This is a genomic window from Asticcacaulis excentricus, assembly GCF_003966695.1.
Classification (GTDB): domain Bacteria; phylum Pseudomonadota; class Alphaproteobacteria; order Caulobacterales; family Caulobacteraceae; genus Asticcacaulis; species Asticcacaulis excentricus_A.
The window spans coordinates 2,247,841-2,269,832 of sequence record NZ_AP018827.1; the positions used below are offsets into that span (position 1 = coordinate 2,247,841).

At 60.2% G+C, this 21,992-nt stretch carries 19 protein-coding genes; 8 read left to right on the forward strand and 11 right to left on the reverse strand.

What is annotated here, in order from left to right; all coding sequences use genetic code 11:
- Positions 1 to 42: 42 nt before the first annotated feature.
- A complete protein-coding gene (locus tag EM6_RS10370; RefSeq protein WP_126422532.1) occupies positions 43 to 1,974 on the reverse strand; it encodes a M1 family metallopeptidase in 1,932 nt (643 codons plus the stop codon).
- Positions 1,975 to 2,112: 138 nt separating this feature from the next.
- Positions 2,113 to 3,900 (reverse strand): DEAD/DEAH box helicase, encoded by a 1,788-nt coding sequence (locus tag EM6_RS10375; protein WP_126422534.1) that lies wholly within the window; start codon positions 3,898 to 3,900, stop codon positions 2,113 to 2,115.
- A gap of 564 nt (positions 3,901 to 4,464) precedes the next feature.
- Between EM6_RS10375 and EM6_RS10380 the strand changes: the two genes are divergently transcribed.
- Positions 4,465 to 4,920 (forward strand): PilZ domain-containing protein, encoded by a 456-nt coding sequence (locus EM6_RS10380; protein ID WP_145987685.1) that lies wholly within the window; start codon positions 4,465 to 4,467, stop codon positions 4,918 to 4,920.
- 188 nt (positions 4,921 to 5,108) lie between these two features.
- On the opposite strand, the gene EM6_RS10385 is transcribed toward EM6_RS10380, so the two are convergent.
- Positions 5,109 to 5,486 carry a hypothetical protein gene (locus tag EM6_RS10385; RefSeq protein ID WP_126422541.1) on the reverse strand — a complete coding sequence of 126 codons (378 nt, stop codon included), beginning with the start codon at positions 5,484 to 5,486 and terminating at the stop codon, positions 5,109 to 5,111.
- Between the two features lie 41 nt (positions 5,487 to 5,527).
- Positions 5,528 to 7,456 (reverse strand): phosphoglycerate dehydrogenase, encoded by a 1,929-nt coding sequence (gene serA, locus EM6_RS17760; protein ID WP_172961191.1) that lies wholly within the window; start codon positions 7,454 to 7,456, stop codon positions 5,528 to 5,530.
- A 284-nt stretch (positions 7,457 to 7,740) separates the two neighbouring features.
- Here serA and EM6_RS10395 point away from each other — a divergent pair, with 284 nt between their 5' ends.
- Positions 7,741 to 8,643, forward strand: coding sequence for an Hsp33 family molecular chaperone HslO (locus tag EM6_RS10395; RefSeq protein ID WP_126422543.1), 903 nt, complete (start codon positions 7,741 to 7,743; stop codon positions 8,641 to 8,643).
- 38 nt (positions 8,644 to 8,681) lie between these two features.
- On the opposite strand, the gene EM6_RS10400 is transcribed toward EM6_RS10395, so the two are convergent.
- From EM6_RS10400 to EM6_RS10425, 6 genes are all read right to left on the reverse strand, one after another.
- A complete protein-coding gene (locus tag EM6_RS10400; protein WP_126422545.1) occupies positions 8,682 to 9,425 on the reverse strand; it encodes a phosphoadenylyl-sulfate reductase in 744 nt (247 codons plus the stop codon).
- 15 nt (positions 9,426 to 9,440) lie between these two features.
- Positions 9,441 to 9,950 carry a DUF934 domain-containing protein gene (locus EM6_RS10405; RefSeq protein WP_126422547.1) on the reverse strand — a complete coding sequence of 170 codons (510 nt, stop codon included), beginning with the start codon at positions 9,948 to 9,950 and terminating at the stop codon, positions 9,441 to 9,443.
- Entirely contained in the window at positions 9,937 to 11,580 is a 1,644-nt protein-coding gene (locus EM6_RS10410; RefSeq protein ID WP_126422549.1) for a nitrite/sulfite reductase, read from the reverse strand. Before EM6_RS10410 ends, EM6_RS10405 begins: the two co-directional genes overlap by 14 nt.
- A gap of 1 nt (position 11,581) precedes the next feature.
- Positions 11,582 to 11,893 carry a DUF2849 domain-containing protein gene (locus EM6_RS10415; RefSeq protein ID WP_126422551.1) on the reverse strand — a complete coding sequence of 104 codons (312 nt, stop codon included), beginning with the start codon at positions 11,891 to 11,893 and terminating at the stop codon, positions 11,582 to 11,584.
- Complete coding sequence (gene cysG, locus EM6_RS10420) at positions 11,890 to 13,287, reverse strand: siroheme synthase CysG (RefSeq protein ID WP_126422553.1); 1,398 nt, start codon at positions 13,285 to 13,287, stop codon at positions 11,890 to 11,892. The genes EM6_RS10415 and cysG overlap by 4 nt, the downstream gene beginning before the upstream one ends.
- Positions 13,288 to 13,402: 115 nt before the next feature.
- Positions 13,403 to 14,713, reverse strand: a complete 1,311-nt coding sequence (locus tag EM6_RS10425; protein ID WP_126422555.1) for a KAP family P-loop NTPase fold protein — start codon at positions 14,711 to 14,713, stop codon at positions 13,403 to 13,405.
- A gap of 132 nt (positions 14,714 to 14,845) precedes the next feature.
- Between EM6_RS10425 and pseH the strand changes: the two genes are divergently transcribed.
- From pseH to EM6_RS10440, 3 genes are all read left to right on the forward strand, one after another.
- Positions 14,846 to 15,415, forward strand: a complete 570-nt coding sequence (gene pseH / locus EM6_RS10430) for a UDP-4-amino-4,6-dideoxy-N-acetyl-beta-L-altrosamine N-acetyltransferase (RefSeq protein ID WP_126422557.1) — start codon at positions 14,846 to 14,848, stop codon at positions 15,413 to 15,415.
- A gap of 280 nt (positions 15,416 to 15,695) precedes the next feature.
- Positions 15,696 to 16,169, forward strand: coding sequence for a peptide-methionine (R)-S-oxide reductase MsrB (gene msrB / locus EM6_RS10435; protein ID WP_126422559.1), 474 nt, complete (start codon positions 15,696 to 15,698; stop codon positions 16,167 to 16,169).
- Between the two features lie 282 nt (positions 16,170 to 16,451).
- Positions 16,452 to 16,820 (forward strand): hypothetical protein, encoded by a 369-nt coding sequence (locus EM6_RS10440; RefSeq protein ID WP_126422562.1) that lies wholly within the window; start codon positions 16,452 to 16,454, stop codon positions 16,818 to 16,820.
- A gap of 135 nt (positions 16,821 to 16,955) precedes the next feature.
- Here the strand turns inward: EM6_RS10440 and EM6_RS10445 are convergent, their stop codons facing one another.
- Entirely contained in the window at positions 16,956 to 18,389 is a 1,434-nt protein-coding gene (locus EM6_RS10445) for an aldehyde dehydrogenase family protein (protein ID WP_126422564.1), read from the reverse strand.
- A gap of 371 nt (positions 18,390 to 18,760) precedes the next feature.
- On the opposite strand from EM6_RS10445, the gene EM6_RS10450 reads away from it, so the two are divergent.
- From EM6_RS10450 to EM6_RS10460, 3 genes are all read left to right on the forward strand, one after another.
- On the forward strand, positions 18,761 to 19,918 hold the full coding sequence (locus EM6_RS10450; protein ID WP_126422566.1) for a DegT/DnrJ/EryC1/StrS family aminotransferase: 1,158 nt from the start codon (positions 18,761 to 18,763) through the stop codon (positions 19,916 to 19,918).
- Positions 19,919 to 19,951: 33 nt separating this feature from the next.
- Complete coding sequence (locus tag EM6_RS10455) at positions 19,952 to 20,197, forward strand: hypothetical protein (protein WP_126422568.1); 246 nt, start codon at positions 19,952 to 19,954, stop codon at positions 20,195 to 20,197.
- A gap of 259 nt (positions 20,198 to 20,456) precedes the next feature.
- Positions 20,457 to 21,740, forward strand: coding sequence for an ammonium transporter (locus tag EM6_RS10460; RefSeq protein WP_126422570.1), 1,284 nt, complete (start codon positions 20,457 to 20,459; stop codon positions 21,738 to 21,740).
- The last annotated feature ends 252 nt before the right edge of the window (positions 21,741 to 21,992 follow it).

The window sequence follows — 21,992 nt, forward strand, 5'->3', positions numbered from 1 at the left end:
AAACCCTCCGTACACTCTAACCCAAGAACCTTAAGGATCACTCTACTTTACGGTTTCATCCACCGTGGCGCGCGTCACGGAATGATAAAGCGGCCGCGCCTTCGCATAGACGCGCTTGGCCATATCGACACCCCAACCCTTTTGCGCCATCAGCGCCGTATAGAGCGGGCTGACGAAGCGGCGGCGGCCCTGCGAGGTGAGGAAGGTTTCCAGCGCCGGCAGGGCGGGTTCATAGTGGTGCACAATGGCCAGTTTCAGCCACGCAAACAGAATTTCCGAATTGCGCGAGCTGGTGAAGCTAAAGGCCGCATCGAGGTCCTTCATCTGCTCCAGCGTCAGGGTGTCCGGCAGGGACTCGATGAAATGCTGCCATTCCTGCGTCACCCAGCCCTCGGTGATCAGAGACTTGGCCGGGGTGCCCTTGGTGAAGGCTTCAACCTGTGCTTCGACGCGCGCAAAGGCTTCGGATTGCGGCTTGACGGCGTTGGACGGCAGGCCGGGCTTGTACAGCCACTCATTCAGTTTCAGGCGATCTTCCGCACCCGGATCACCCTTGATCAGGGTTTCGCGCAGGTCTTCGACGAAGCCTGCCGTGGTCATGCTCTTGAAGGCATAGCGCGTGAAATAGCCTTTGAGCCACGCATCAAACTTCTTGCGGCCATAGGTCTGTTCCAGCAGGCGCAGGAAGGCCGCGCCCTTCTCATACGGAATGTCCGAGAAGCCGTCATCCGGGTCGCGCCCTTTGAGGTCCGTATGCAACTGCGTCAGGCCCGGTTCTTTGATGCGGCTCAGGGTGTCCTGAAGGCTGCTGTAACCCAGGCTTTGCAGCATGAGGGCGCGGTCCTTGCCGTACATCTCCTCCATGATGCGGTTTTCAAAATAGGTGGTGAAGCCTTCGTTGAGCCAGAAATCGTCCCAGGTGGCATTGGTGACGAGATTGCCTGACCACGAATGGGCCAGTTCGTGCGCGACCAGCGACACCAGCGACTTGTCACCGGCCAGAATGGTCGGCGTGGCAAAGGTCAGGCGCGGATTTTCCATGCCGCCGAAGGGGAAGGACGGCGGCAGGATCAGCACGTCGTAACGTCCCCAGCGGTAGGGGCCATAGAGTTTTTCGGCGGCGGCGACGAATTTTTCGAGGTCTTCCAGCTCGGCGGCGGCGCGGGCAATGGTGGCCTTTTCGGCATAGACGCCGGTGCGGTCGCCGGTCGGGCGGAAGTCGATATCGCCAATGGCCAGCGCGATCAGATAGGGCGGTATGGCCTGATCCATCTTGAAGCGGAAAGCGCGCAAGCCCCCGTTCCCCGGCACGGCCTCACCATCCGGCGTCAGCATTTCGGCGCTCATCACGGCTTTGAGCGGTGTCGGTACACGGATGATGGCGCTGTAGGTTTGCCGCACCATCGGGGAATCCTGCGTCGGAATCCACGTGCGGGTCAGGATCGACTGGCCCTGCGACAACAGGAAGGGGTGTTTTTTACCCTCGGTTTGCGACGGGTCGAGCCATTGCAGGGCCTGCGTGTCCGCGGTGGTCTTGTATGTCACCACCACCTTCTGCGCCCCCTGCGGCAGTTCGATGGTCAGCGGCGCGCCAAAGATGGGGTGGGGCGTGCCCAGCGTGTATTTCAGCGGTTCGCCAGAGGCATCGGTGACGCCTTCGATGTCGAGCGCCTTGACGTCCAGCACGACCTGTTTGGCCGTCGGCGCGGTTTCCAGCGTCAGGGCGGCGGTGCCTTTCAGCACCTTGGCGCGGAAGTCAGCGGTGAGGTCGAGATCGACGTGGCGCACGCGCGCGACGTTCGGTTCGGCGTAGGAGTGGACGTCTTTGGCGCTGCGCACCAGAGCCAGCGGGGCGGAATCGTCCGAGGCCGGCTCAACCTTCGGCTCACAGGCCGTCAGAAAGGTCGAACCCATCAAAGCCGCCATAAAGCCGATTGCCGTGCGCCGGTCCGGCGCGAAACCCTTAGTCCGCATATCGCCACTCCATAAAACAGTACCCCCTGAAAAGGTTTCAGGGGGCACCATATGGATTAGTTAAAGCGGAAATATGTCGTCTTCACAATGTGGAAAATTCAGCACGGGTGAGACGCGTATCCCGTCTCCCGGCGAATTTTAGCCGTTGCGCGAACGGCGCTTCAGTTGTGCGCCTTCAGAACGATTGACCGGCTCATTGTGGTGAGCGCGCGGCTTGGTGTTGGTCTTGCGACCACCCAGCTTGCCGCTGGCCGATTTACCGAACGGCTTCTTCTTGCGTTCGTCAAAGCGGCGTTCACCCGTGGGGCGCTCGTCGCCACGTTCGGCTGCCGGTCGCGCCGGACGGTCTTCGAAAGCACGCGTGTCGCTGCGGGCGTCGTCGCGCTTCTTGAACGGACGTTCGCCCTTCGGCTTGTCGAAGCGGGGCTTTTCGCCACGCGGCTTATCGCCAAAGCCCTTATCAACCGGGAAGTCGCGGGCGGCCTTGGTCGGGGCGCGCTCGGCGGCCAGCGGGTCGTAACGCTCGGTGCGTTCCGGACGCTCATTGCGCGCCTGACGCTCGGCACGGTTACCGAAGGCGTCCTTCTTGCCAAAGGTGCGTTCACCGCGCGAATTATCGCCATCGCGGCCATTACCACGACGCTCGTCACGATTGGGACGGTTGCGCGAACGCTTGTGCACGCGCTCGGCGTCCGGGTCGACGTGGCGGGCGGTCTTTTCGACCACGCGGTCCGGCGTCTTCGGCTTTTCGGTCTGACCCGAGGCGAGGATGGCCTCATCGAGCAGTTTCAGCGCCTGATCCTTGCGGCGGTCCCACGACGGGATGCGCTGACGGGTGATGCGTTCGATGTCTTTCAGCAGCTTACGCTCATCATCGGCGACCAGGGTGATCGAATGGCCTTCCTTGCCCGCGCGTGCGGTCCGGCCGATACGGTGGACATAGGCTTCCGACACGAAGGGCAGTTCGTAATTGATGACGTGAGTGACGTTATCGACGTCGATACCACGCGCGGCGATGTCGGTGGCCACCAGCGCGCGGACGCGACCGGCCTTGAAGGCCTGAAGGGCCCGTTCGCGCTGCGACTGGTTCTTGTCGCCGTGGATGGCGGCGGCTTCGACGCCTCCGGCTTGCAGATAGGCGGCGACGCGGTCGGCGCCGCGCTTGGTGCGCGTGAAGATCAGGGTGCGGGCCAGCTTCTCATCGGCATAGAGTTCCGACAGAAGCGCGCGCTTGCGCTGCTGCTCGATGAAGATGACCTGCTGGGTGACGCGCTCGGCCGTGGTGGCTTCCGGCGTGATCTCAACCTTCTTCGGATCGGTCAGCAGCTCGTTGGCGAGGCCAGCGATTTCCTTCGGCATGGTGGCCGAGAAGAACAGGTTCTGACGCTGGGCCGGCAGGCGCGAAGCGACCTGACGGATCGGCTTGATAAAGCCCATGTCGAGCATCTGATCGGCTTCGTCGAGGACGAGGTGTTCCACAGCCTTCAGGTCGATAGTCTTCTGCTCGATATGGTCGATCAGGCGGCCCGGCGTGGCGACCAGAATGTCGATGCCGCCCTGCAACGCCTTATATTGCGGGCCGTACTTGACGCCGCCGAAGATGGTGGCGATCTGAAGGCCCAGACCCTTGGAATAGGCCTTGAAGCTGTCGGCGATCTGCGTGGCCAGTTCGCGCGTCGGCGACAGGACCAGCACGCGGCACGAGCGCGGGGCGGGGATGATGCGGTTGCTGAGGATGTGGTGCAGGATGGGCAGGGAGAAGGCCGCCGTCTTGCCCGTACCGGTCTGGGCGATACCCAGAAGGTCGTGCTTGTTCAGCAGGATGGGGATGGCCTGCGCCTGAATGGGGGTAGGGGTGTGATAGCCCTCTTTTTCAAGCGTGGCGAGCAGGCTGGCCGAGAGGCCCAAATCTTTGAAGGTCGTCAAGACGATGCGCTTTCAATACGGATGCGCGCACACCCGGCAAAATGACCGTCGCACACCATCCTTCGGCCCGGACGCGCTTTTGTGGCGTAGCGGGCGGTTTCGGATGAGGCCAGCGCGTGTCTTAGCTCTCGGGTTTCATTTTTAAAGATTATCAAGCGCGAACAGGGTTCGCACATCTGTCATCCGTTAAAACTGGCTTGTCGGGACACATACCAAGGACTATGTCCTGTGTCGCCCGACCTCACGCGGCCAGTCAGGTGCGGCATTGCACCGCAGCAAACCGCCATATGCGTTGCAATGGTGGAAAAGTCAACCCCCGTAAAGGAAGTCTTCACCGCTACGCCTTAAGGTTCGCGGCAATTCCGGTGCGTTGCCAAACGGCGTTCAGTACCCGGCCCCTCTGGGTCATAATTTCGCGTTTTCAATAAACAGTAGCGTTTCGTCATCTCCGGGTGTGGGTTGTGCGTATGCACGACTGTGCCTGACCACACCTATAAAAAGAACCTTTTATAAATGGCTGTGTACTATCTTAACCCCAACTCCCCGCGAAAGACTCCCAACGCCATGCCCGGCTCAGATGGTCGCTCTGCATCGCCTTCCGTGACCTCGCCGCAGGCGGGGGTCGAGGTGATTCAGCCGTTTCAGCAGTTCCTCAACCGCCGCGCCGAGCCGCGTTTTGACTGCATGGCGTCGGGCGCGCTGCTGCTGCTACCCAGCGGGACCGAGGTAGCGTGTGATATCGTCAACCAGAGTGCTTCTGGCGCGCAGGTTCTGGTCAAGGACATGCCGCAAAACGCCGGTGATCTGTGGCTGGTGGATGTGGCCGGTCAGATGGTTAAGTTCGGCTCACCGGTGTGGACCCAGCCGCACAAGATGGGCCTGCGTTTCAGCTTTGTGCAGAAGCTCGATCCCAACGGAACCCGCCCACCGCGCGTGCCGGAACCCGTATGGAAGGCCTGGCGTCGCCTCGCCGGACTGGATACGCCGCCGCCGCAGGACGATGTGTTCTTTCTCGACTGAGGCGTGATTCAAACCCTTGCACACAAAAGGCCCTCAGCCAGTTGGCGGGGGCCTTTTGTGTATCATACCAACGGCCGAAGATGCTGACCGCATCCGTCCGTTGAGAACTCGAGAATGTCTCATATGTATCAGTGACATGAGACATTCTCGAATGGCATACCAAGAGTCATTTCCAATGACCCTTGGTATCAGCCTATGGCGGCTTTCAACGCCGCTTCCTGAGCCGCCGCTGCCTGGGTCAGGGCGCGCAGGTCTTCAAACAGGGCCGGGTCGATCTTTTTAAAGGCAAAGCACGTCTTGCCCTGCCGTTTCTTTTCAAGAGACGCAGGAACAAGCGCAGTCAGTTCCGGCAGGCTATAGAGCGGCAGGATGTGATAGGCGACGTAGGATTTTTTGAGCGCCAGCCAGCCAAACCACGCCGGCTCACCGGTGCGCGCTTCGGCCCACGTCGTTTTCAGCGTCAGGCAGCAGTCGGTATCGGCGGTGACAACCATGCCGGGTGCGGCTTCGATCATCAGCGCGCGCAGGGCCTGAAAGACAGCGGGAAACGCATCGGAACTTGCCATCCACCTGTCTCCTATACCCCAGTTTGCTACACCCCAGCCTGCTATACCAGTGAGCGGAACTTCAGCGTACCGGTGACGGCCTTCAGTTCATCCAGCGCCTCACGCGAATAGCCGCGGTCCACATCGACGATCACATAGCCCAGTTGCTCATTGGTCTTGAGGTGCTGGGCCAGAATGTTGAGATTGTACTTGGCGATGATGTTGTTGATCGCCGCCATGACGCCCGGCACGTTCTGATGGATGTGCAGGAAGCGGTGACGCCCTTCGACCTCAGACAGTTGCACGTTCGGCATATTGACCGAGAAGGTGGTGTCGCCGCGGCTGATGAAATTCAGCAGACGCTCCGACGCGAACTCACCAATGGCTTCCTGTGCCTCTTCGGTCGAGCCACCGATATGCGGCGTCAGGATGACATTGGGCAGGCCCATCAGCGGGCTTTCAAACGGATCGTCATTGGTGCGCGGTTCTTCGGGGAAGACATCGACGGCCGCGCCGTAGATCTTCTTTGTACGGACGGCTTCGGCCAGGGCCTCGATATCGACGATGTGGCCGCGCGACAAATTGATGAACAGCGCGCCGTCCTTCATCTTGGCAAACTGCGCCTTACCGAAGATGTTCTTGTTTTCGGCGCGCCCATCGACGTGCAGCGACAAAACATCGGCTTCGGCCAGAACGGCGTCCAGGGTGCGGTAGCGTTTGGCATTACCCATGGTCAGCTTTTCGGCGACATCGTAATAGATGACGCGCATCCCAAAGGCTTCGGCCAGCACCGAAAGCTGCGAGCCGATGGCGCCGTAGCCGATGATACCCAGCGTCTTGTTGCGCACCTCGTGCGCGCCGGTGGCCGACTTGTCCCACTTGCCGGTGTGCATCTGGATCGACTTGTCGTAGATGTTCCGTGTCAGGATGACCGTCAGGCCCATGACCATTTCCACCACCGAGCGGGTGTTGGAATAGGGGGCGTTGAACACGGCCACGCCCTTTTCGGACGCGGCCTTCAGGTCGATCTGATTGGTGCCGATGCAGAAGGCGCCAATGGCCATCAGCTTGTCGGCGGCGTCGAGCACCTTGCGCGTCACAGTGGTCTTAGAGCGGATGCCCAGAACGTGCACGCCCTGGATGGCCTCGATCAGGGCGTCTTCGTCCAGCGCGCCTTTCAGCGTCGAAACGTCATAGCCTTCGTCGCGGAAATGCTGGATGGCGACCGGGTGAACGTTTTCCAGCAGGAGCATCTTCATGCGCGACCGTGGGAAGGAATAGCGGCCTTCATAGCCTTCGTTATGCAGCACTTCGTCGAACGACGCGACGACCTGCGTCGCCTCGCTGGCCGTGGTGGCGGCCACCACCTTTTCGCGGCTGACGTTTTCGGTGAAGGCGTAGAAACGGTCGGCCGCGCCGCCCTGATAGACCTCGTAATCGGTCCAGCCGTCGCCGACCATCACAATGGCCCCGGACAGGTCGGCCCAGCTTCTGAGCGCCACGATCTTGCCGCCGTCCTTTGACAGCGGATTGTCCTGATCGACGCCGGTGGCCACGCCATCGTCGCCAAAGACCAGACGGTTGGCCAGCACGTGCTCCGGCTTGATGCCGTATTCGGCCACGACGGGGTCGATAAATTCGTGGAAGCCGCCGGAGATGATGCGGATCTTGCCGGGGTTTTCCTCAAACACCTTGCGATTGCGTGCAATCGAGGCCGACACCTGGGCCTTCAGGGCTTCAGCCAGCGCCTCAATATCGGCGCGTGACGGTTTCAGGATACTGATACGGCGTTGCAGGGCCTCACCGAAACCGATCTCGCCCGACATGGCCAGGTCCGTCAGGTCCTTGATCGACTTGAGGTCCGTCAGGCGCGCCGGATCGCTCGAAAACAATTGTTCGGCCAGCACATCGAGGGCTTCGACCTTCGTGAAGGTCGAGTCGAAATCGAGAACGAGTGTCGCGAGGTTTACGCTTGCGGGAGCCATGTGCATGATCATGTCCGTTGGAGCGCATCCCCAAAAGTGGGCACCGGTTTTCGGCTCAGATGCGCGATAGTGTAAGGGTATAGACGGGTCGCTGAAGCCACCAAAATTTATGCGCGGGATTAGGCCAAAAGCCCCCGCAAGACAACCGCCTTTGTCAGTATTTCCGACGTCTTCGGCTTTTTTTGACCGGGCGGATCGGCTAAGGTGTCAGTATTGCCGCAGTAATGCCTTGAAACCGGTCAAGGTTGAAACTATCTCCGCCGCTTATGTCCCTTTTTGTGTGATTTCCGATGACCTCCTATCCTTTGCCGTCGCAGGACTATGCCGCCCGTTTTGTGCTGGACACGCTTCCCGTGCATGGGCGTCTGGTGCGCCTTGATGAAACGCTGAACGCGATTCTTGACGCCCACGCCTATCCGGACGCCATTGCGACGCTTTTGGGTGAGGCCTGCGTGCTGGCCGTCATGGTCGGTTCGGCGCTGAAGTTTGAGGGGCGGCTGATCATGCAGGCGCAGGGGCAGGGCGTGGTGCGCTATGTCGTGGCCGACTATGACACGCGCGGTTCTCTGCGTGGTTTCTGCCGCTTCGATCCGGAGGAGCTGAAGGCGCTTGAGGCCGAAAATGCCGGCAAGTTTCAGTCTCTGGGCGCGCAGCAACTTTTGGGGCAGGGCACCTTTATCATGACGCTGGAGCCCGACGGCATGGGCGACCGCTATCAGGGCGTGACCCCGATTGAGGGCGATTCCCTGTCTTTGTGCGCCGAGCATTATTTTGCGCAGTCCGAGCAGATTCCGACGCAGATCAAGCTGGCCGTGTCGCGCGAAACAACGCCGAACGGCGAACGCTGGCGCGCCGCCGGGGCGATGATTCAGGCGCTGGCCGGTGACGACAGTCGCGGCGATACGCGCGAAGCGTTTGAGCATGTGCGCGCCCTATTTGCGACTCTGGGCGAAGAGGAACTGACGGATTTCGAGCTGGAAGCCGATCGCCTGCTCTATCGCCTGTTCCACGAAGACGGCGTGCGCCTGTCGCCGCCCAAGCCGATCGCCAAGCTGTGCCGCTGCTCGCAAACCCGCGTCGAGGAGCTGGTGCGCTCCTTCTCGGCCGATGAGCAATCCGACATGCTGGAGCCGGACGGTCAGGTGCACATCACCTGCGAATACTGCTCGAAGACGTTTTTCGTCGCGCCGTAAGACGCGCCTCGTTTGTGGCGAAGGCATAGGGATTTGGCTTAAATCCCTTCGCCGTCGTCATAGACATTGAGGTGGATGCCGCATTCGGTCTTGTCCTGACCGGCCCAGCGACCAGAGCGCGCGTCCTGACCCTCTTCGACCGGCTTGGTGCAGGTGAAGCAGCCAATCGACGGATAGCCCTGCGCCACCAGCGGGTGTTCGGGCAGATTGTGGGCGCGGATATAGTCGGCCACGTCCTGCGCCGTCCAGTTGGCCAGCGGATTGATCTTGAAGTTACGCCCGTCAAATTCGACGACCGACAGGTTGGCGCGCGTCGCCGCCTGATGCCGCTTGCGGCCCGAAATCCACGCCGCATAGTCTTTCGTCACCGCCGCCAGCGGCTTCGTCTTGCGGAAGTCGCAGCAGGCGTCCGGGTCGCTCTGGAACAGGGTGTTTTTGGGATCGAGCGCGCGGATGTCTTCCAGCGCCGGGCGCAGATTGGTGAGGTTGGTCAGCCCCAGGGCCTCGACCAGCTCATCGCGGTATTGCAGGGTCTGAAAAAAGTGGCGGTCGGTGTCGAGGAAGATGACCGGCGTGGTGCGGTCGATCTTCGCCACCAGATGCAAAAGCGCCACCGCATCGGCCCCGAAGGAGGAGGTGAGGGCGATCTTGCCGGCAAACTCCTGACCGATGGTGTCGCGCAGGATCGACTCGGCGTTCCAGCCTTCGTACTTGGCCGACAGTTGCCGCGCGTGTTCGTGGTCAGGCGTATCGGCCACCAGATTATTGATCAGCACAGTCATAACGGACTCCGGACCTTACGCGGGATGGCGCAGGGCCCATACGGGTTTCAGACCGTCGGCGGCGGACTGATAGGCATTTGTGTACAGAGAGCGGGCGTACTTTATCGCACCCGCCGGGTCGGCGTCCTTCAGCAGGAAGCTGTCGAAGCCGCAGCGCATCATCCAGAACAATTGATCGCGCAGCACGTCACCAACGGCGCGGATTTCGCCGTCAAAGCCTAAGTCCTGACGCAGGATGCGCGCGGTCGAATAGCCGCGCCCGTCGCGATAGCCCGGAAAGGCCACTTCGATCAGCGCGATCTTGGACAGGAAGGGTGTCAGCAGGCGCACATCGTCGCCGGGCGCAATGCGTACGCCGTAGCGGCCATTGAGCCCATCCAGTTCATTGACGGCGCGCGCAAAGCTCAACACCGCCTGATCGACGCCGATGGCTTCGTCGTCGGCCAGCAGGGTCCAGCCATTGGCGCGCACCTCGCCCTGATCGCTGACCAGTTGCGGCGCGTGGGAAGAATTAAGCTGGCTCATGCAAGGCTCCGGCAAAGGCGTCGCGGCCAAGGCGGCCCACGGTGTCGATGAAGCGCTCGGTCTCATCCGTGCGCAGGTCGAGATAGAGTTTGATCAGGCGTTCCAACGCGGCGGGCACGGCCTCGGCGCTCAGGCCCTTGCCCGTAATGACGCCCAGCGCGGCCTGCTCATCGGCGCGGCCGCCCAGCAGGATCTGATAGAATTCCTCGCCCTGCTTATCGACGCCCAGAATGCCGATATGGCCGACATGGTGGTGACCGCAGGCATTAATGCAGCCGGAAATCTTGATCTGAAGATCGCCGATCTTGTCGGTCAGCTCGGCATCGGCAAAGCGCTGCGAAATGTCCTGCGCCAGCGGGATCGAACGCGCATTGGCCAGCGAGCAGTAGTCGAGACCGGGGCATGCGATCATGTCGGTGATCTTGCCGACATTGGCAGAAGACAGACCGTTCTGATCCAGCAGACGATAGAGGTCATACAGGTCGGCTTTGGCGACGTGCGGCAGGATGACGTTCTGCTCATGGCTGACGCGCAATTCGCCGTAAGCGAAGCGATCGGCGGCATCGGCCATCACATCCATCTGCGCCGAAGAGGCATCGCCCGGCGGCAGGCCGGTCGGTTTCAGCGAAATCGTCACCGACACATGGTCGTCGCGGCGGTGGGCCAGCGTATTGTTGCGCACCCAGCGGGCAAAACCGGCATCGGCGGCCTTGGCGCGGTCCAGAGCGGCAGCGTCAAACGCCTTGTCGGCATAGGCCGGCTGCGGGAAGAAGCTCTTGATGCGCGCGATTTCGGCGTGCGGCGCGTCGATCTGCGCCTGATCGAGCGTCGCCCATTCTTCCTCGACCTGACGCGCATATTCCTGCGGCCCCAGCGCCGAGACGAGGATCTTGATACGCGCCTTGTAGATATTATCGCGGCGGCCATACCGGTTATAGACGCGCAACGCGGCTTCGAGATAGCTGAGCAGCTTTTCGCCGGGCAGGCCCGACCTGATCAGGTGCCCCAGATGCGGGGTACGACCCATGCCGCCGCCGACATAGACATCAAAGCCCTTGTCGGTCAGTTGCAGCCCAATGTCGTGCACGCGGATGGCGGCGCGGTCGCGGGTGGCGCCGGTAATGGCGATCTTAAACTTGCGCGGCAGGAAGGTGAATTCCGGGTGGAAGGTGGACCACTGACGGATCAGCTCGGCCCACGGGCGCGGATCGTCGATCTCATCCCTGGCCGCCCCGGCAAACTGATCGGTGGTGGTGTTGCGGATGCAGTTGCCCGACGTCTGGATGGCGTGCATTTCGACGGCGGCCAGGTCTTCGAGAATCTGCGGCGTGTCGGCCAGTTTGATCCAGTTGAACTGGATATTCTGGCGCGTGGTGAAGTGGCCGAAATCGCGGTCATAGGTGCGCGCAATATGGGCGAAGGTGCGCATCTGACGCGACGACAGCACGCCATAGGGCACGGCGATACGCAGCATATAGGCGTGCAGTTGCAGGTAGAGGCCGTTCATCAGGCGCAGCGGCTTGAACTGATCCTCGCTCAGCTCGCCCTTCAGGCGACGTTCGACCTGATCTTTGAATTCGGCGTTGCGGGCGGCGACCATGGCGTGGTCGAACTGGTCATACTGATACATGTTAGAAAACCTCTCCGCGCTGGTGCTGACGGGCGGTGTCGAAGGCGGTCTGACCCGCGGTAGGGCCATTGGCGCGCACGTGCTCACGCACATATTCGCGCTTGACCAGGGTATTCTCATCGAGGAGCGGCACAAGGTAGGGCGCGACCACTTCGGTTTCGCGCGCCTTCCAGTCTTCCAGCAGCGCGGCCGCCGCCTCGTCCTCAAGGCGGGTGGCCAGCGCCGCGTCTTCGGTCCAGCCCGACAGGTCCGGGCCTCCGGCGTACCACAGCACCAGACCATCGGTCAGGCGATTGGCGGTCAGGAGTTTCATGTAATCCTCGCAGGTTCGGCGACGGCAGGGTGCGCGGCCGTCGGCTGATAAAGAGCGGCGACTTCGCCGATAATGAGCAGGGCCGGCCCCTTGGGCGGATCAGCGCGCAGGGTTTCCGGCAGATCAGACAGACAGGTCAGTCTGCGAACTTCGTCGGGCCGCGTACCGTTTTCTACCACCAGAACCGGCGTATCGGCGGCGCGCCCATGCTGGGTCAGCTTTTCGGAAATGGTCTGGGCGGTGTGGATGCCCATATAGACGACCAGCGTATGGTTGTGCGCCGCCAGCCGTTCCCAGTCGAGCGCCAGCGGATTGTGCTCGAAATCCCCATCCTTAGCGTGTCCGGTGATGAAGCTCACGCTTTGCGCATGGTCGCGGTGGGTGAGGGGCACGGCGGTTGAGGCCGCGCAGCCCAGCGCCGCCGTGATGCCTGGCGTGATATGGACTTCGATCCCCGCCGCTTTCAGCGCTTCGACCTCTTCGCCGCCGCGTCCGAAGACGAACGGATCGCCGCCTTTGAGGCGCACAACGCGCTTGCCCAGCCGCGCCTGTTCGACCAGCAGGCTGTGGATTTGATCCTGCGGCACCGAATGGTTGGAGCGCGCCTTCCCGACATAGAAGCGTTCGGCGTCGCGGCGCGCCATGTCCATAATGCCGTCGCCGACCAGCCGGTCATAGACGATGACATCGGCCTCGCTGAGGAGGCGCAGCGCTTTCAGCGTCAGAAGCTCCGGATCGCCGGGACCGGCCCCGACCAGATGCACGACGCCCTGACGCGGTTGCGGGTTACGCGCGGCAGCGAGCGCTATGTCTACGGCCTGATCAATGCGGCCTTCGCGCGCCAGCCGCGCCGCGTCGGACTCCAGCACGTCTTCCCAGAAGCGGCGGCGCTCATCGACGTGGGGCAATAGTGCGCGCAGGTGCGGGCTGAGGCGCAGAGCAAACTCGGCCAGTTGCGCTTCGGACGGCGGCACCGCCGCCTCGATGCGGCGGCGGGTTTCGCGAGCCAGAACCGGAGCTGTGCCGCCGGTGGCCACACCGATCGACAGCGGACCGCGGTCGATAATGGCCGGGACGTGGAAGTCACCCAGATCAGGATTATCGACGACATTGAGCGGCTTATGCGCCGCGCGTACCAGCGTCGCCCCCTGTTCGGCCTTCGCGCGATCCTCGAACGCCACGATGACAAAGGTGGCGTCGCTCAGGTCTTCGACCGTCGGCCAGCGGCGTTCGGGCGCCACGCCCTCATAGGCCGTCTCATCGTCCGGCGTATAGACGCTTAAGCTCGCCGGGGTGCGCCGCAGCAGGGTCAGCTTGCGCGCAAGCCAGTCGCCCGTCCCGATCAGGACGACGCGCCGGCCTTCGAGCGGCCAGGAGAGCGGCAATGCGAGCATAAGGAGGGTCCGCGGCGGTTCAGAAGATGAGGGTCTGGTGCCTCTTTGAAGAGGCTTTTAGTCCCCACCCGCCGCGAAGGAAAGCGATGCTTTGTGCAGACTGGGTTTAGGGCGGCTAAAGGGAGCGATGTATCTGCATCTCCCACCTGAGATAATTGCGTTCAAGATATTTATTAAAGCTACCATTTTCTCTTTGATAAATATCGAACGCACTCATCACTTGAGTAAGATCGGATTCGCTCATTACGTTAATTAAAAATGTTTTCCATCCGCCGCTAGTTGGTTTAGGGTAGAACTCGTCAACAATGACGCTAGCTTCAACTGGATCAAGTGCTGTGCGCATTATTTTTTCGTAATTTTTAATGTCAAAAAATCTTATTGCAGTAATAATTGCTAGGTAAGAGTTTAGTGAGCTAGTGTACGTTTGAGAATTTATAATTGAAATTGATTGTATGTATTTTTGAAATGATCTTATTGATACGTTTTTATTTTGAAAATAATTTATAATTTGCGAAATGTCGCTTCTAATGATCAGATTGTTTCTTATATGTGAAAGATACGAATCGATTGGAACGACTCCTCTTGGATGATTGGAATCCGGAAGATTTGTGAAAATCGTAAAAAATTTTTCTAGATATGTATCTGAATTTATACCATTTCCGTAAGCATACGAAACTGAATTTTTTAACTGAAGAATGTGCACGCCGAACACGAAATGAATACTGGGAACTGAACAAAAATGTTTTATTCTCTCCAGTAGTTTAAGAGCATAATCCGGGCGGCACCTGTCGAGTTCATCAATTATAAAAATTAATGGTTTTGGATTAATGGGATGTCCATCTTCATTTTTCGGTCCATCATAAAGCTTATCGGGCAACTGACTTAGGGCTTCCCGGAAAGCTTGAAATTCATTTTTTGTCTCTTCGTACTTATCAATTAATTCGCCTACTTCTTTAGCCGCATAGTCAGCGAGGCCATCTGCGACATCATCTTTGACGCTGTCAATGAGCGAGCCATCAACTGCATTCAGAGTGACTAGCTTAGTGCCAACTTTGACGAAGCCCTTCGCCAGAGCAAAGGCAACTTTCTTCGCCTTTTCGCTAATCGCAGTTTTAATCCCCTGATCTTTAGCCAAAGCTACAATTTCCCCTGCCAACGGGATAAAGGGATCGTCGTAATAGTCATTGGCAAAGGCGTCGAATTCAATGACCGGGAAGCCCTCGTTTCGAAGGTGTCCCGCCCACATTTTCAGGAAGGTGGTTTTGCCTTCACCCCATTGCGCATCAATGGCCAGAGTGATGGGGAAATTCGTGTTGGCGAGCAGGTTTGTCAGGCGTTCGCCAAAGGCTTCATGGCGGAAAATATCCTTCTCAGGCGTGAAGCCTTCATTCGCGCCTATATCCAGGCTGAAATCGTAAAGCGGCATCAGCGATCTCCTTTAGATTGCACGATGTTACGACGATTCTCATAGGGTTGAATTGGCTAAAGCGCTGCGAACGCGATATTAACCGCACCATGTTATTCTCACAGGGTTCCGTCTGTGAAAGATGTAGTGCTCATGTTGGCGTCACCTTCTCTGGCCACCCTGCGGCCGCTGGCTTCCGAAGACCGCGAGCGCCTGTTTGACTGGCGCAACCGCGAAGAGGTGCGCCGGTACATGTACACCGACACCCTGATCCCCTGTGAGCGGCATGAGGCGTGGTTTGAGGCCTTAAGCGGCAATGAGACGCGGCGCTATTTCATTATCGAATGGGACGGGCAGCCGGTCGGGCTGGCCAATTTCGTCGATATCGACCGGGTGTCGCAAAAGGCGGCCTGGGCCTTCTATCTGGCCGAAACCACAGCGCGCGGTAAAGGCCTGGGCGCGTGGGTCGAATTTCAGATGATCGAGCACGCTTTCAACGTCCTCAACCTCGAAAAGCTGTGGTGTGAGGTGCTGGAAAGCAATGGCGCCGTGTGGAAGCTGCACCAATCCTTTGGCTTTCAGACCGAAGCGCATTTCCGCCGCCACGTGGTCAAATCCGACGGGCCGCACGATGTGATCGGGCTGGGGCTGTTGCGCGCCGACTGGGCCGCGGTGCGCGACGATTGCCGGGCGCGGCTTCTGAGTCATGGATACACGGTTTAAGCCCCTGTGAAGGGCGCGCGGATGCGCCTATATTATGGGCACATGATTTTAGGTGGACACAACATTTCGCTCCGGCACCTCCCCTGATTTGGCTTCGCCGAACTTCGTTTCAGGGGAGGGTGGCGCGCAGCGCCGGGTGGGGTTAAAGCAGGTGGTGTTAACCCCACCGTCTTTGACGCCTAAACGGCGTCAAATCCACCTCCCCTGAAATCAGGGGAGGTGCTTGAATGAAACGTTCATCTAAAACCATTCTAGGGGCACACTGTAAAAGGACATCCGCATGGCCCGTTCCGAACTGGGGTTCGACCTGACCCCGCCTCCGCCCGAAAAGCTGCGCTTGCTGGCTGAAAAGCTCGATCCCGAAGCGCGGCGCATCCTGCTCGATCACGGCACCGAGCCGCCCTTCTGCGGCAAGTTCGATGAGTATGAGGAGGAGGGGCTGTACACCTGCGCCCTGTGCGCCCTGCCGCTGTTTTCCTCGCGCGCCAAGTTCCATTCGGGATCGGGCTGGCCCAGCTTCTATCAGGGCGTGGGTGAGGGGCATATCCGCTATCTGCGCGACGTCTCACACGGCATGGTACGCACGGAAATCCGCTGCGGCCGCTGCGACTCACATCTGGGGCACGTGTTCGAAGACGGCCCGCGCCCGACCGGCCTGCGTTACTGCCTCAATTCGGTAGCGATGGACTTTGTGCCGGATGGGCAGGCCCTGCCGGACCCGCTGGAACGCGACGATCCGGCGGCGATTGGCTGATTTCTGAAACATTTTTGCGTGTGAGCCCGGCCCTCTGGTCGGGCTTCTTTTTTGCCCCTGAAGAGCAAAATTCTTTTATTTCACAATATTATGAGATCATTTAATCCGTAAACTGATTAAATTCAGGCGGTAAAAAATCCGTGATTTTGTTCAGGGTCCGGAATATTTTTTGTTGCCAAACCTCTGAATTAGCGCATTCTTTATGGGCAGTCCCACGGGTTACGGTTGCGCCCTTGAACAAGGCATTCGCCCAAGAACAAGAAAAAATGGAGTGAATTCGTCATGATGAAATCTGTCTATGGTGCCGCCGCCGCTGCGGCCTTTCTGACCCTCGCCGTGCCGGCCTTTGCCGAATGCGACGCGCAGCAGGAGCGCATGGTGGGTAAGGCGATTGCCGACTCGGTGAAGGCCGATGCCGAAAGCGTGTCGGGCCAGGTGCGCAAGGCGGTGGTGGACCTTGATCGCTGCGAAGGCGGCAGCACGCATTTCGATACGCAGTTCAGGGTCAAGGCCGCTCTGGCCGATGGCAAGGTGGTGTGGGTCGAAGGCCACGCGCGCGGCGTCAACGATCAGATCGAGTCGATACAGTACCGTCAGGCCAGCCCGGAGCTGGTGGCGCTGGTGCGCGGCACGGCTCTGGCCAGCCGGTGAGCCTAAAGCGCCTCCCCTGAAATCAGGGGAGGCGCTAACCGCATAAGCATCACAAAAAAGCGCCCTCGTTTCCGGGGGCGCTTTTAATGTTTCGGGTGTGGGGGCGGCGGCCCCCACGTCCTTTGTCCAGCGAACTTAACCCGCGAAGGTATAGGCCGTCTTGACGATGGTGTAGAATTCCTTGGCGTAGGCGCCTTGTTCGCGCGAGCCGTAGGAGGAGGCTTTGCGGCCACCGAACGGTACGTGGTAATCGACACCAGCGGTCGGCAGGTTGACCATGACCATACCGGCCTGAGCCTTACGTTTGAAGGTTTCAGCGGCCTTCAGCGACGAGGTGCAGATACCGGCCGACAGGCCCATTTCGGTGTCGTTGGCGACCTTGATGGCTTCGTCGAGGTCCTTGACGCGGATGACCGAGGCGACCGGCCCGAAGACCTCTTCCTTGTTGATGGCCATGTCCGGCGTCGTCTTGTCGATCAGGGTCGGGGCGTAATAGTAGCCCGGCGTGCCGAAGGTCAGGTCTTCACCACCGGCGACGACCACGCCGCCTTCGGACTTGGCCTTGGCGACAGCGTCCTGCGCGATCTTGAGCTGTTCCTGAGAGGCGATCGGGCCCATCTGCACGCCGTCGGCGCGGCTGTCGCCGACCTTGATGGCCTTGGCCGCGTCGGCCAGAGCCGAGACGAACTTATCGGCGATGCCTTCCGTCACGATGATGCGCGACGAGGCCGTGCAGCGGTGACCGGATGAGAAGAAGGACGAGTTCAGCACCGAGTTAACGGCGATATTCAGATCAGCGTCGTCGAGCACGATGACCGGGTTCTTGCCACCCATTTCGCACTGGATACGCTTGCCCTTGGCCACGGCGGCGTCGCGCACGCGGGTGCCGGTCGGGACCGAGCCGGTGAAGGTGATGGCGTCGCAGCCGTCGATCATCAGCGGACCGGCGACCGAACCGCGGGCGAAGACGACGTTCAGCACGCCCTTGGGCAGGCCGGCGCGCGTCAGGATGTCGGCCAGCGCCCAGGCGCAGCCCGGCGTCAGTTCGGCCGGCTTACACACCACGGTGTTGCCGAAGGCGATGGCCGGGGCCATCTTCCACGCCGGGATGGCGATGGGGAAGTTCCACGGGCAGATCAGGCCGATGACGCCGACCGGCTCACGGGTGATTTCGACCTTGATGCCCGGACGCACGGAATCGAGCACTTCGCCGTGGGCACGCAGGGCTTCGCCAGCGAAATACTTGAAGATGTGACCGGCGCGGGTGACTTCGCCGATACCTTCGGGCAGGGTCTTGCCTTCTTCGCGCGACAACAGCGCGCCCAGCTCGGCCTTGCGGGCCAGGATTTCCGTACCGGCGGCGTCGAGAATGTCGAAACGCTGCTGCGGAGTCGAATATTGCCAGGTTTCAAAGGCAGCACGCGCGGCGGCGATGGCGGCGGTTACTTCCGGCTCACCGGCGGTCGAATAGACGCCGATGACATCATTGGTGTCCGACGGGTTGATGTTGTTGAAGGTGGTGCCGGTAACGACCCATTCGCCGTTGATCAGATTGCCGTAAGTGGTCAAGGTAGCTCTCCCTGCATGAATAAGGCGTTTGCCCGTGCGACGGAAATAGACCCGGACACGCGCCCGTACCAATGCCGAACGGGTATCCGTGAAAATATGTTAGCGCTCACACGCCGCTCTTATGCGCAAAAGCCGCGACGGGCTCAAGCGAAATCCGAAGGGCGCGGATCACGTCTGCCGCCGCCTTAGCACGGCGCATCGCCCGCGTAAATGTCCGACAAGTGAAGGCGTATACGGTATCCGAATATTTGGCCTGCCGCGCCGCGACGATAGGCCGCAGATGAAACGATAGGTAATGCCTTTTGAGGTGCGCCGGGCGTGAGGGGTGATAAGTCTCTGCCTCAACTTATGTGGCTTACCGAAGGTGTCTCATGGCTATTCCCTTTATTGATCTGGGTGCGCAGCGCGAACGCATTGGCGCGTCTATCGAAGACGGGATCAAAAAGGTGCTCAATCATGGCGCCTATATTATGGGGCCAGAGGTCCGCACCTTTGAGGCCAATCTGGCGGCCTTCGCCGGATCGAAGCACGCCCTGTCGTGCGCCAATGGCACGGACGCCATCGAGCTGGTCCTGCTGGGGCTGGGTGTGGGTAAGGGCGATGCGGTGTTTGTCCCGGCCTTCACCTTTGTGGCCACCGCCGAAGTGGTGCCGATGACAGGGGCTGAGCCGGTCTTTGTCGATATCGACCCGAAAACCTACAATATGGACCCGGTGAAGCTTGAGGCCGCCATCGCCGCCGTCAAGGCCGAAGGGCGTCTGAAACCCGCCGCGGTCATCGCGGTCGATCTGTTCGGGCAGGCCGCCGACTATCCGGCGATCTCCAAAATCACGCAGGCGCACGGCCTGTTCCTGATTGCCGACTCGGCGCAGGGCTTTGGTTGTACGATTGATGGCAAGCAGCCGCTGGAATGGGCGCACGCCACCTCGACCAGCTTCTACCCGGCCAAGCCTCTGGGTTGCTATGGCGACGGTGGGGCGGTGGTGCTCAATGACGACGCCTTGCTGGAGCGCCTGATCTCGTTCCGGGTGCACGGCGGCGCGACGCCGACCGACGCGGCGACCATGAACTACACGCATGAGGCCAAGTATCTGAACGTGCGCATCGGCATGAATTCGCGCCTCGATACAATTCAGGCCGCCGTGCTGATCGAAAAGCTGGCCATCTTTGCCGAAGAGATCGCGCTGCGTCAGGCCGTCGCCAAGCGCTATAATGAGGCGCTGGACGGCTATGTGACCAGCGTGCCCTATGTGAAGGACGGCTACGTCTCGACCTGGGCGCAATATACGATCGAGCATGAAAACCGCGACGGCCTGCAAATTTTTCTTCGTGAAAAAGGCATCCCGACGGCGGTCTATTACCCCATCCCCCTGCATCAGCAGCCGGGCTATGCGATATTCAAATCCGGCACGGGTGATCTGAGCGTTTCGGAAACCAAGTCGAAGGCGGTGATCAGCCTGCCCTTCAGCCCCTATCTCACCGCCGAAACGCAAGCCGAAATTGTCGCGGCGGTAAAGGCGTTTAAGTAGGACCGTCCCGCTTCTGTAAGAAAGGTTTTTATCATGGATAATGACCTGACGAGCGAAGAGACTGAACTCTTTGGTGCCTATGATCTGGCGGCCCAGTTGGCGGTCAGGTGTCGGCATCTGCGCGAGATGGACGTATCGGTCAGCGAACGCGCTCTGGAGCAGGTTCTGAATACTCTGATGACGGAGCTTTGGGATCAGGGGTTCAGTCAGGCTGAAATCCGCAAGGCCTATGAGCGGGCGCTGGCGGACATGCCCAGATACGCCGCCGGAAAAGACTAAGGTCCGGGAAGGGGCTTGGGTCACCCCTGTCTGAAATGCCACAAGCGATCCTTTCTACCGCTCTGCAACAGTTCGAAACGCGGTTTGTGAATTTTTTTGCCAGATGACGCAAAATTTGCTCGCTTTTCGGTAAAATTTCGCGCAAAGAGCAAAAATGTCGGAAAAACTGTGACGCGCAACGTCAAGCCTAAGGGCTGGGCGCTGTGTGCAGATGCGAGTTTTCCAAACCTTTTCAGAGTGCGTTCGGGGTTCAGGCGGTATGACGACGGGATCAGTGGCAGCAGCAGCGACGGCAGCACCGGCGCTTCTCAAGCATCAGGTGCTACTGGCGCTTGATAGCGGTCACACGTCGTGGATCATCGTCTCCACGGCGCTGGTGCTGCTGATGACCCTGCCGGGCCTGGCCCTGTTCTACGGCGGCATGGTGCGCAAGAAGAACGTGCTGGCGACCATGGCGCAGTCGGTGGCGGCGGCTGTTGTCGTGTCGGTCCTGTGGATCGTGGCCGGTTATTCGCTGTCGTTCGGCCTGAATGGCAATGACGGGCTGAACCGCTTTATCGGCTCGTTCGATGCGGTCCTGCTCAACGGCGTGACCATGCAGACGGCGTTCGGTCTGGCCCCGCAACTGCCGGAGTTCCTGTGGGTCGCCTATCAGATGACCTTTGCCATCATCACCCCGGCCCTGATCGCCGGGGCCTTTGCCGAGCGTCTGAAGTTTTCGGCCTTCCTGCTGTTTACGGCCCTGTGGACTCTGCTGGTCTATGCGCCGGTGTGTCACTGGGTGTGGGGCGGCGGTTTCCTCGGCAGCATGGGCGTGCTCGATTTCGCCGGCGGGGCGGTGGTGCACGTCAATTCGGGTATTGCGGGCCTTGTCTGCGCGCTGGTTCTGGGGCCGCGCCGGGGCTTCCCGCGCGACTACATGCCGCCGCACAATCTGGCCTTTACGATGATCGGCGCGTCGCTGCTGCTGGTCGGCTGGCTGGGTTTTAACGGTGGGTCGGCCTGGACGGCGGATGCGCTGGCCAGCGTGGCCGTGCTCAACACCATCGTTGCCGCCATGACGGGTGCCGTCGGCTGGACGATTGTCGAATGGTTTGAGCGCAAGCAACCGACCCTGCTCGGCATGATTTCGGGTATTGTGGCGGGCCTTGTCGCCATTACGCCGGCGGCGGGCTTTGTCGATCCCAAGGGCGCGCTGGCCATCGGCTTTATCGGCGGCATTGCCTGCTTCTTCGGCGCGACGGCCCTCAAAAAAGCCTTCAAATACGACGATAGCTTGGACGCCTTTGGCGTGCACGGCGTCGGCGGTCTGGTGGGCGCGGTGCTAACGGCGGTCTTCGCCAATCAAAGCATCAATGCGCTGGCCAAGGACGCCACCGTACTTAAACAGGTGCTGGGCCTCGTGGTCGTGATCGGCTGGAGCGCGGTGGTCACCTTCCTCATTCTGATGATCTGCAAATTCACCACAGGCCTGCGTGTGGACGAGGAGCAGGAGATCGAGGGTCTTGACGCGACACAGCACGGAGAGACCCAGCACGGATAGCCCGGACGCCCGCCAAAGGGACAAGGGGCTGAACCGGAACCGGTCAAGGACAGCCCCGCCCGAACCGAGCGGCAAGGACTTACAAAACCGGAACGGAAACGCCCCTCAGGATTTGCCGGGATTGCCCCGGCAGACACTGGGGGGTTTGTATGTCTGGACCTTCGGTTTACGCTCCGGAAACGGGGTGATAAAACCGGAAAGAAGGCATGTGAAATAGTACGATTTGTAACTACCTCCGCAAAAATCCCACGA

Excerpts from the sequence above, each read along its gene's own strand:
- EM6_RS10370 (WP_126422532.1), bottom strand. The coding sequence starts at position 1,974 with ATGCGGACTAAGGGTTTCGCGCCGGACCGGCGCACGGCAATCGGCTTT.
- EM6_RS10380 (WP_145987685.1), top strand. The coding sequence starts at position 4,465 with ATGCCCGGCTCAGATGGTCGCTCTGCATCGCCTTCCGTGACCTCGCCG.
- EM6_RS10385 (WP_126422541.1), bottom strand. The coding sequence starts at position 5,486 with ATGGCAAGTTCCGATGCGTTTCCCGCTGTCTTTCAGGCCCTGCGCGCG.
- serA (WP_172961191.1), bottom strand. The coding sequence starts at position 7,456 with ATGCACATGGCTCCCGCAAGCGTAAACCTCGCGACACTCGTTCTCGAT.
- EM6_RS10395 (WP_126422543.1), top strand. The coding sequence starts at position 7,741 with ATGACCTCCTATCCTTTGCCGTCGCAGGACTATGCCGCCCGTTTTGTG.
- EM6_RS10400 (WP_126422545.1), bottom strand. The coding sequence starts at position 9,425 with ATGACTGTGCTGATCAATAATCTGGTGGCCGATACGCCTGACCACGAA.
- EM6_RS10405 (WP_126422547.1), bottom strand. The coding sequence starts at position 9,950 with ATGAGCCAGCTTAATTCTTCCCACGCGCCGCAACTGGTCAGCGATCAG.
- EM6_RS10410 (WP_126422549.1), bottom strand. The coding sequence starts at position 11,580 with ATGTATCAGTATGACCAGTTCGACCACGCCATGGTCGCCGCCCGCAAC.
- EM6_RS10415 (WP_126422551.1), bottom strand. The coding sequence starts at position 11,893 with ATGAAACTCCTGACCGCCAATCGCCTGACCGATGGTCTGGTGCTGTGG.
- cysG (WP_126422553.1), bottom strand. The coding sequence starts at position 13,287 with ATGCTCGCATTGCCGCTCTCCTGGCCGCTCGAAGGCCGGCGCGTCGTC.
- EM6_RS10425 (WP_126422555.1), bottom strand. The coding sequence starts at position 14,713 with ATGCCGCTTTACGATTTCAGCCTGGATATAGGCGCGAATGAAGGCTTC.
- pseH (WP_126422557.1), top strand. The coding sequence starts at position 14,846 with ATGTTGGCGTCACCTTCTCTGGCCACCCTGCGGCCGCTGGCTTCCGAA.
- msrB (WP_126422559.1), top strand. The coding sequence starts at position 15,696 with ATGGCCCGTTCCGAACTGGGGTTCGACCTGACCCCGCCTCCGCCCGAA.
- EM6_RS10440 (WP_126422562.1), top strand. The coding sequence starts at position 16,452 with ATGATGAAATCTGTCTATGGTGCCGCCGCCGCTGCGGCCTTTCTGACC.
- EM6_RS10450 (WP_126422566.1), top strand. The coding sequence starts at position 18,761 with ATGGCTATTCCCTTTATTGATCTGGGTGCGCAGCGCGAACGCATTGGC.
- EM6_RS10455 (WP_126422568.1), top strand. The coding sequence starts at position 19,952 with ATGGATAATGACCTGACGAGCGAAGAGACTGAACTCTTTGGTGCCTAT.
- EM6_RS10460 (WP_126422570.1), top strand. The coding sequence starts at position 20,457 with ATGACGACGGGATCAGTGGCAGCAGCAGCGACGGCAGCACCGGCGCTT.